Consider the following 7,492-nt stretch of genomic DNA (forward strand, 5'->3'; position numbering starts at 1 on the left):
GAGGAACTCGGTCCGACGTTCATCAAGCTCGGCCAGGTGCTCGCGACCCGCGTCGACCTCTTTCCTCCGCACTGGATCACCGAGTTCGAAAAGCTGCACAACGACGTCGCGCCGGTTCCCTTCGAGCAGCTGCTGCCCGAGATCGAGCGCACCCTGGGTCGGCCTCCGCAGGAAGTCTTCAAGGAGCTCGACACAACGCCGCTCGCCTCCGCATCGATCGCGCAGGTGCATCGTGCCTGGCTCGAGGACGGCACACCGGTCGTCGTCAAGATCCGTCGCCCGGGCATCCGCACCAAGATCGAGGCGGATCTGCGCATCCTCCTCAACATCGCGGATCTGATCGAATCCGAGATGCCGGAAGCGCGTCGCTATCAGCCGAAGCAGATCGCCAGTCAGTTCGCGCGTTCGCTCGAACGCGAGCTCGACCTCGCGCGCGAGGCGCGCAACATCGAGCGCTTCCGCAAGAACTTCGAGGGCAGTCCGTATGTGGTGATGCCGGCGGTGTACCGCCAGTGGACGAGCGAAGTCATGAACGTCCAGGAGTACGTCGACGGCATTTCGGCCACCGATCAGGCCGCGGTCGCCGCCGCCGGGCTGGATCGCAGACTGCTCGCCGCGCGCGGTTCGGAAGCGGTGCTGAAGATGATCCTGGTGGACGGCTTCTTCCAGGCCGATCCGCATCCGGGCAATGTCTTCTACCTGCCCGGCAACCGCCTCGTCATGATCGACTTCGGCATGGTCGGTCGCCTGAGCCTGGAGCGCCGCAACCAGGTGGTCGATCTGCTGGCCGGGGTCGCGCAGATGGATCAGGAACCGATGGTCGACGTGCTGCTCGACTGGGCCGGCGACGCCTCGGTGGACGAGGCCAAGCTCGCTGCCGACGTGAACGAACTCGTCGCGGAGTACGAAGGCGTGCCGCTGAAGGACGTGCGACTGGCGACGATGATCAAGCAGTTCGCCGCGATCATCCGCGAGCACTCCATCGTCATGCCTTCCGATCTCACGCTCATGTTCAAGGCGATGATCACGATGGAAGGCCTGGGGCGGCAGTACGATCCCGACTTTCGCGTGGTCGATCACCTGCAGCCGCTGTTGCGGCGGGTATTGAGCGAGCGCTACCGCCCGGATCAGATCGTCAAGCGCGGTCGCGGCACGCTCAACGACTTCTTCAACGTCGTCCAGGGTGTTCCGCGCGACCTCGCGCGCCTGCTGCGCGACGCCCGGCGCGGCAAGATCCGGGTCGACATCGATCTCAAGCGGCTCGATCAGTTCGGCCGGAAGCTGCACCGCACGATCGACCGCGCGACGATGGGCATCATGACGGCGTCGCTCGTGATCGGATCGGCGATCGTGATGAACGTCCCCGAGGGGCCGATCGTGATGGGTGTGCCCGTGCTCACCGCGGTGGGCCTTGCGGGATACGTGGTCGCGTTCATGAACAGCCTGTGGATCATTCTCGGCATCTGGCGGTCGGGCAAGGAATAGTTCGTTGCGTCAGGACAGGGCCTTCAGGACCTGCAGCAACATCTGGCCGATCGGCACCTGGATGCTGACGACGACAAGGACCGGAATCAGTGCCGGCACCAGCACGGCGAGCAGCGTCGACTTGCCGATGGGCAGCGGGCGCATCTTCTGCACCGCCTCGTAGATGGCCTGCACGTCCGCCACCGGGCCGATCTCCGGCGCAGACATGAGCGCATCGTCCACGACCGGCTTCTTCTCGATCCAGCGGCGATGCACGATGCGGCCGTGTTCGGCGACGAGGGCGCCATAGTCGAGAAGCGCAGCGCGCTTCGTACGGCGCAACGGCCCGCCGAACACCGCCAGCGGTGCCAGGACAACGACTGCGATCAGGACCACGAAAGCTGCGACCGGCACCTTGAGGTCGCTCACGTTCATGCCGTGGTACATGACGTTGTGCCCCCATCCCGCGGCGAACACCGCCGACAGCGCCAGGATGACGAGCGCGAAAGCCACCGGGACGGACTCCAGGAAGCCGAGCCCGCCCAGCCGATCGGGATGTGTCGGCACGAGCGAAAGCGGAAGTGCGGCGATGCGCTTGAAGAGCACGAAGCCGAGCAGGATGCGCCACAGCCACGCCAGCGCCAGCGTGAGGTAGATCGGGCGCGCCACGTACAGATACCACCAGCCGCCGAAACCCACACCGCGGGAGTGCGCCGCGTCTTCCGCCCAGCGCAAGTCGTGGCCCTGGTGCGTATCGGGGGCAAGAACGGTCCACGCCAAGGCGACGGCGAAGATCACCACCCAGGGAAGCGTCCGGTCGCGCAGCCGCTTCACGCCTTCCAGCGTCTTCACGAAAGCCGTGACGTCGGTCACCACGCCAGCACGGACGAACTGCGGCAGGAGCCGATACAGGGTCGCCTGCGCCATCCCTTCCGCCAGCACGAGCAGCGGGATGGCCACGAGGCAGCGCACAGTCACGCCGAAATGCTGCAACAGCGGTTCGTCTACGGCGCCCGATACGGCGCGGCCGGCAAGCGCCACCCACACCGCAATCGGCACCCAGGTGACGAGCGCGTACGCCAGCGCTCGCCGCAGCACGCCGAGCCCCGAGCGCGGCACCAGTCCAATAGCTCGTTGGACACGGAAAAACAGATCATCGCGGACCAGGGAGACAGAAAATGTCTCCGCATCCGCGCTGTTCCGGACGCTTCCCGTCGCCGTCATCGACTCCGCAGGCAGACGCTGCGCGAGGCCACGGACGATTACTTGGCCGGCTCGACGCTGATGGCCAGCGCCTCACTGAAGGTGACTTCGACCTGGTCGCCCTTCTTGAGGCCGCGGATGAACGCGATCGCCTTCGGATCCTTGACCTTGAGACGACGGTTGTAGCCGCGCGGTCCGGTGACCTCGATGGTGTTGGCATAGGGGTCGACGTCGTACACGGTGACGGTCGTCCTGATCTGCTGCTCGACCCCGGCCGCCGGCCGTTCACCCGGGGCCGCGCGTGCAACCGCCGTGTCGGCCTGCACACCGGCGACGCCAGTGCCGGGCTTCACCACTTCGGCAGCGAAGCCCTCGGTGAAGCGAACGACCACTCGATCACCCGGCTTCACCTGCGCCAGGTTGCGCACCTCGGGTCCGACCTTGACGAGCATCTGGTGCGCTTGCGCATCGCGCAGCACGACCTCCCGCGTCGATTGGTCGATTGCTTCCACGGTCGCGGTCGCCTCGACCGTTTCCGACAAAGCGAGCGGCTTGGGTGGCTGTGGCGCGCAGGCAGTCAGCAGGATCGCGACACTGGCGATCGCGAGAGTGGAACGAAAGGTGGGGAAGCTTGCTTTTTTCATGAGTCGCCGTCTCGTTATGAGGTGAAGCCATGAGGGTCCGGCACCTTGCACGGGGCGCTTGTGACAGCGGGCCGACCCGTGTCGGCCACCAGACCCGAAGCTGCGGATCGATCAGTTGAGGTCCTTGTCTTTCCAGACTTTGGTGCCCGCAACCGCACCGCCGGCCTGCAGACCCGTGCTCGTCAACGTATACACCTTGCCGCCCGTGAAAGCCCCGGCCCCAGCGCCCGCCTCGACGGTCTTTTCGCCTGTCCCGGCCCCGGCCGCTGCCGAAGCCCCCGCCTCCCAGCCGGAGTCAATGAAGCTCTGCATGGCCTTGGCATCCTTGAATACGAACAGATAGCTCGTCTCCGACGCACCGATCTGCACACCCGCGCTCGCCTGCGCCATGTCCATGAAAGTGTCCTTCTTCGTCTTGTTGTCGTGGACCACGCCCGACCCACCGGCGCCCCCTACCACGAACGACAAGCCATAGGTTCCGAAGACACCATAACCAGCCGCCTTCGCGACTTCGGCCTTGAGCTTTGGGGACGCTTTGTAGAAGGCATTCAGCGTCGTATTCGCCTTGCCACGAATCTCCGCCTGCTTCTTCGCCTTCTCGCCGCTATCGGCAAACGCGGATGCAGCCGCAAATGACAGGGCCATGAGTCCGACGGTGAAAAGTCTCTGCAGTCGCATACGATTTCCCTCTTATGGCCGGCAGACATGGGCACGCTCTCTCGTCGCCGGCTTCGAGAACGAGAAGGAACGCCTTCCAGACAGCGTCGTTTGCCTCATGGCGATTTCTTCAGCAGGAGCACCTTGAAGCACGCGCATGATGCCGCGCATTGCCTGCAGCATGCAACGCAAAAATTCGAACTCAATGCGAAGAGCCATGCGGACCCCGCAGAACTGATGCAGTCCCCGATCTTCCGCGCGTTACGCCGAGGCGACTGTCACCCGCTTGCGACGCCAGGCGAGATACGGGATCGCGACCAGCGTGCTAACTACGACATATAGAAGCATCGTGCCGCCGAAATGCTCTTCGGGAAAAACTGCCGAGGCTGCCGCAAACGCGATCCCTGGATGCCGGCACGCGGTCGACAGCGCGAGGACGACCGCATGTTCTGGATCCGGACCGCCCAGCAGGTGCCCGACCAACAGCCCGACGACGACGAAGGCGACAATGGCCACGACCGTGCCATCACCCACCGCCGCCCAGACGGCCCCCAAGGTCGCAACCAGCAGAGCAATGATCGCAAGCGCCAGCAGCACGTTTGCACCGATGCGCACCGGCGTACCAAGCCGGTCCGCCGCAGTCGGCCATCGCGCCCGAAGGAGCATGCCGGCTGCGAGCGGCACTACCACGGCGACGAGGACGATGCGCGCAATAGGTGCGGCGGGCACGGCGAACGTCTTGTCGAAGACGGGTCCGACGAACTCGGCGGCAAGTGGCACGGAGCCGACGGCGAGCACCGCCATCAGCGCCATCAATCCCAGCCCGTACGAGGAATGGCCCCCGGCCTCGGTTTCCTTCCTGGGTAGCAGCGGCGGTACCGGTGAAATAGCCAGCGCGACGAGAACGACTTCTACCGCATGCGGCAGGTCCAGAAGGCGTGCGCATACGACAGCGAGCACTGGCATGACCACGAAGACGGCAGCGAGCGACCGGAACAGCAGGCCTGGCTGGCGCATGACATAGATCAGGTCGCTCCATGCGGTCTCCAGGCCGAATCGGAACACCGTGCAGACGATGCTCACCTGAAGCGCCAGCATGACGAGTTGTTTCAAGTCCATAAGCGATTGGCAGCGTGCGGCGGCGACCTCGCCAGCCACTCCTCCGTCGAGTGCGATTTTCGGGTTTGCCTCATCCGCCTGGGTGGCAGTTGCTGCAGAAGACGCCGCGGGCCATCGCGAAACATACCGTGCCCACACTCCCCGAACCAGTGAATGGACGCGCGGGGACAGGACGCCCTTGGAGGGCGCCCCGTGCATGTCGGATTGTCAGCGGCCACCCCCTCCGGCGGCCGCTGTCATCTTCTCGATCACCTGGTCGACGCCGAAGCTCGCCGCCTTCTGCCGCGGCGGGAAGTCCCTGAAGGTCTGCAGGAACTCCGCGACGCCGGCCTGCGCCGGCACGAGAAGGAAGACATGATCGAAGATCCAGTCGTAGTACGTGTTGGACGTGATATCTGCCCGCTCGTATGGGTCGGTGCGCAGGTTGAAGATCTTCGGCACCCGCAGCGTGACCAGCGGCTCGGCCCAGATCTGCAGCGTCCCCTGGACGCGCTGTTCCATGAACACGACCTTCCAGTTGTCGTAGCGCAGGCAGGCGAGATCGCCGTCGTCGGTGAAGTAGAGGAACCCCTTGCGCTCAGGCTTCGGCGACTTGCCGCTCAGGTACGGCACCAGGCTGAAGCCGTCGAGGTGCACCTTGAAGGTCTTGCCGTTCGCCTTGTGGCCCTTCTTGAGCTTCTCCTTGATGTCGGGGTCGCCAGCGGCATCGACGATGGTCGGCAGCCAGTCGAGGTGGCTGACGATATCGTTGGACACCGTGCCCGGCTTGATGACGCCGGGCCAGCGCACCATGCACGGCACGCGGTAGGCGCCCTCCCAGTTCGAGTTCTTCTCGTTGCGGAACGGCGTCATGCCGGCATCCGGCCAGGTGTTCATGTGCGGGCCGTTGTCGGTGCTATACATCACCATCGTGTTGTCGGCAATGCCCAGCTCGTCGACCAACGCCAGCATCTCGCCGATGTGCTTGTCGTGTTCGATCATGCAGTCGTGGTAGTCGGACTGCCAGCGCCCTGCCTGGCCGCGGATGCGGTCCTCGATGTGGGTGCGCAGGTGCATGTGCGTCGCGTTGAACCACACGAAGAAGGGCTTGCTGTCCTGGTGCGCCTTGCGGATGAAGTCCTTCGCCGCATTCATGAACTCGACATCGCAGGTCTCCATCCGCTTCTTGGTCAGCGGCCCGGTGTTCTCGATCTTCTGGCCGCCCTTGCCGTCGGACCAGCAGTGCAGCACGCCGCGCGGGCCGTACTTCTTCTTGAAGTCGGGGAAGTCCTTCTCGTTCGGGTAATCGGGCAGCTCGGGCTCCTCCTCGGCGTTCAGGTGATACAGGTTGCCGAAGAACTCGTCGAAGCCGTGCATCGTCGGCAGGTGCTCATCGCGGTCGCCGAAGTGGTTTTTGCCGAACTGGCCGGTGGCGTAGCCCAGGTCCTTCAGCAGCTCGGGGATATTCGGGTCCTCGGCGCGCATGCCGAGCTCGGCGCCCGGCAGGCCGACCTTGGTCAACCCAGTGCGCAGGCCGCATTGCCCGGTCATGAACGAAGCCCGGCCCGCCGTGCAGCTCTGCTCGGCGTAGTAGTCGGTGAAGAGGATGCCCTCCTCGGCGATGCGGTCGATGTTGGGCGTGCGGTAGCCCATCAACCCCTTGGTGAAAATGCTGAGGTTCGACTGGCCGATGTCGTCGCCCCAGAGGATCAGAAAATTCGGCTTCTGCTGCTTCGCCATGCGCGCCTCCTTTTTGAACTTTGTGGTAATCACCTCGCGTTGCCGCGCCTGAAAAGCCGTCTTGACCGGAGAACCTCTGCGCTGCACCCGACCCGACCGCTCACATGCACGCGCGCCGGCGGGGGTGGCAAGCGGCGTTGCCAGAGCGGCAGCGAGGCTTACTAGGAAGGATAGGACAGCGGGCGACGGTTTGCTATCCGAATCCCGAAGGCGATGAGCGCGCGAAGATGGACGCGCTCGCCGGCAGGAACCCGCCCGCAGCCGGCGGATGTCACAACTGCAAAACCAAGCTCAAGAACGCGAACACGCCCAGCACGGCAACGAAGCTAGCAACCCAGAGGGCAAGATTCCATTGCGGCGCCAAGCCGTGCTCGCGCAATGCGCGCACGCGGCGTTGATGTTGGACCACGGCCAGCACGAGCGAGATCGTCCCTATCGCGATCATGACCAGTCCAACAGTGTCCGATGTCCACGCGCGGCCAAACACCCCGACCACTGAAGCGCCGCGCTGCTCCGCGAGGTATTGGAAGAACTTCGCCAGCGTGAAGCCGAAGCCGATCAGCGAAAGCGAGGTCCGCAGCCAGGCCATCAACGTTCGCTCGAACGCGAGAAAGCTGCGTTCGACCGCGAGCGAGGTACGCTGCTGTGCGAGCCGGGTGCCGCGGTCGGGCACCGACTCGGTTTCA

7 protein-coding genes are annotated in these 7,492 nt (G+C 64.7%); 1 reads left to right on the top strand and 6 read right to left on the bottom strand.

The features are described 5' to 3' along the window. The coding region (locus JNK68_01990) for a ubiquinone biosynthesis protein UbiB (protein MBL8539120.1) at nt 1-1,485 on the top strand (1,485 nt) is incomplete at its 5' end. Nucleotides 1,486-1,494: 9 nt separating this feature from the next. Here JNK68_01990 and JNK68_01995 read toward each other — a convergent pair. The 6 genes from JNK68_01995 to JNK68_02020 form a co-directional block, all read right to left on the bottom strand. Continuing rightward, nucleotides 1,495-2,547 carry a hypothetical protein gene (locus JNK68_01995; GenBank protein ID MBL8539121.1) on the bottom strand — a complete coding sequence of 351 codons (1,053 nt, stop codon included), beginning with the start codon at nt 2,545-2,547 and terminating at the stop codon, nt 1,495-1,497. A gap of 179 nt (nt 2,548-2,726) precedes the next feature. Beyond that, complete coding sequence (locus JNK68_02000) at nt 2,727-3,311, bottom strand: hypothetical protein (GenBank protein ID MBL8539122.1); 585 nt, start codon at nt 3,309-3,311, stop codon at nt 2,727-2,729. 111 nt (nt 3,312-3,422) lie between these two features. After that, nucleotides 3,423-3,956, bottom strand: coding sequence for a hypothetical protein (locus tag JNK68_02005; GenBank protein ID MBL8539123.1), 534 nt, complete (start codon nt 3,954-3,956; stop codon nt 3,423-3,425). A gap of 273 nt (nt 3,957-4,229) precedes the next feature. Further along, the gene (locus JNK68_02010) at nt 4,230-5,081 is read right to left on the bottom strand and encodes a membrane transporter protein (GenBank protein MBL8539124.1); all 852 of its coding nucleotides are present in this window, start codon (nt 5,079-5,081) and stop codon (nt 4,230-4,232) included. A gap of 213 nt (nt 5,082-5,294) precedes the next feature. Beyond that, nucleotides 5,295-6,806 (bottom strand): arylsulfatase, encoded by a 1,512-nt coding sequence (locus JNK68_02015; GenBank protein MBL8539125.1) that lies wholly within the window; start codon nt 6,804-6,806, stop codon nt 5,295-5,297. A 271-nt stretch (nt 6,807-7,077) separates the two neighbouring features. Continuing rightward, nucleotides 7,078-7,492: DUF202 domain-containing protein (locus JNK68_02020; protein ID MBL8539126.1), on the bottom strand; the 415-nt coding region annotated here is incomplete at its 5' end.

This window comes from Betaproteobacteria bacterium (genome assembly GCA_016791345.1).
Taxonomy (GTDB): domain Bacteria; phylum Pseudomonadota; class Gammaproteobacteria; order Burkholderiales; family JAEUMW01; genus JAEUMW01.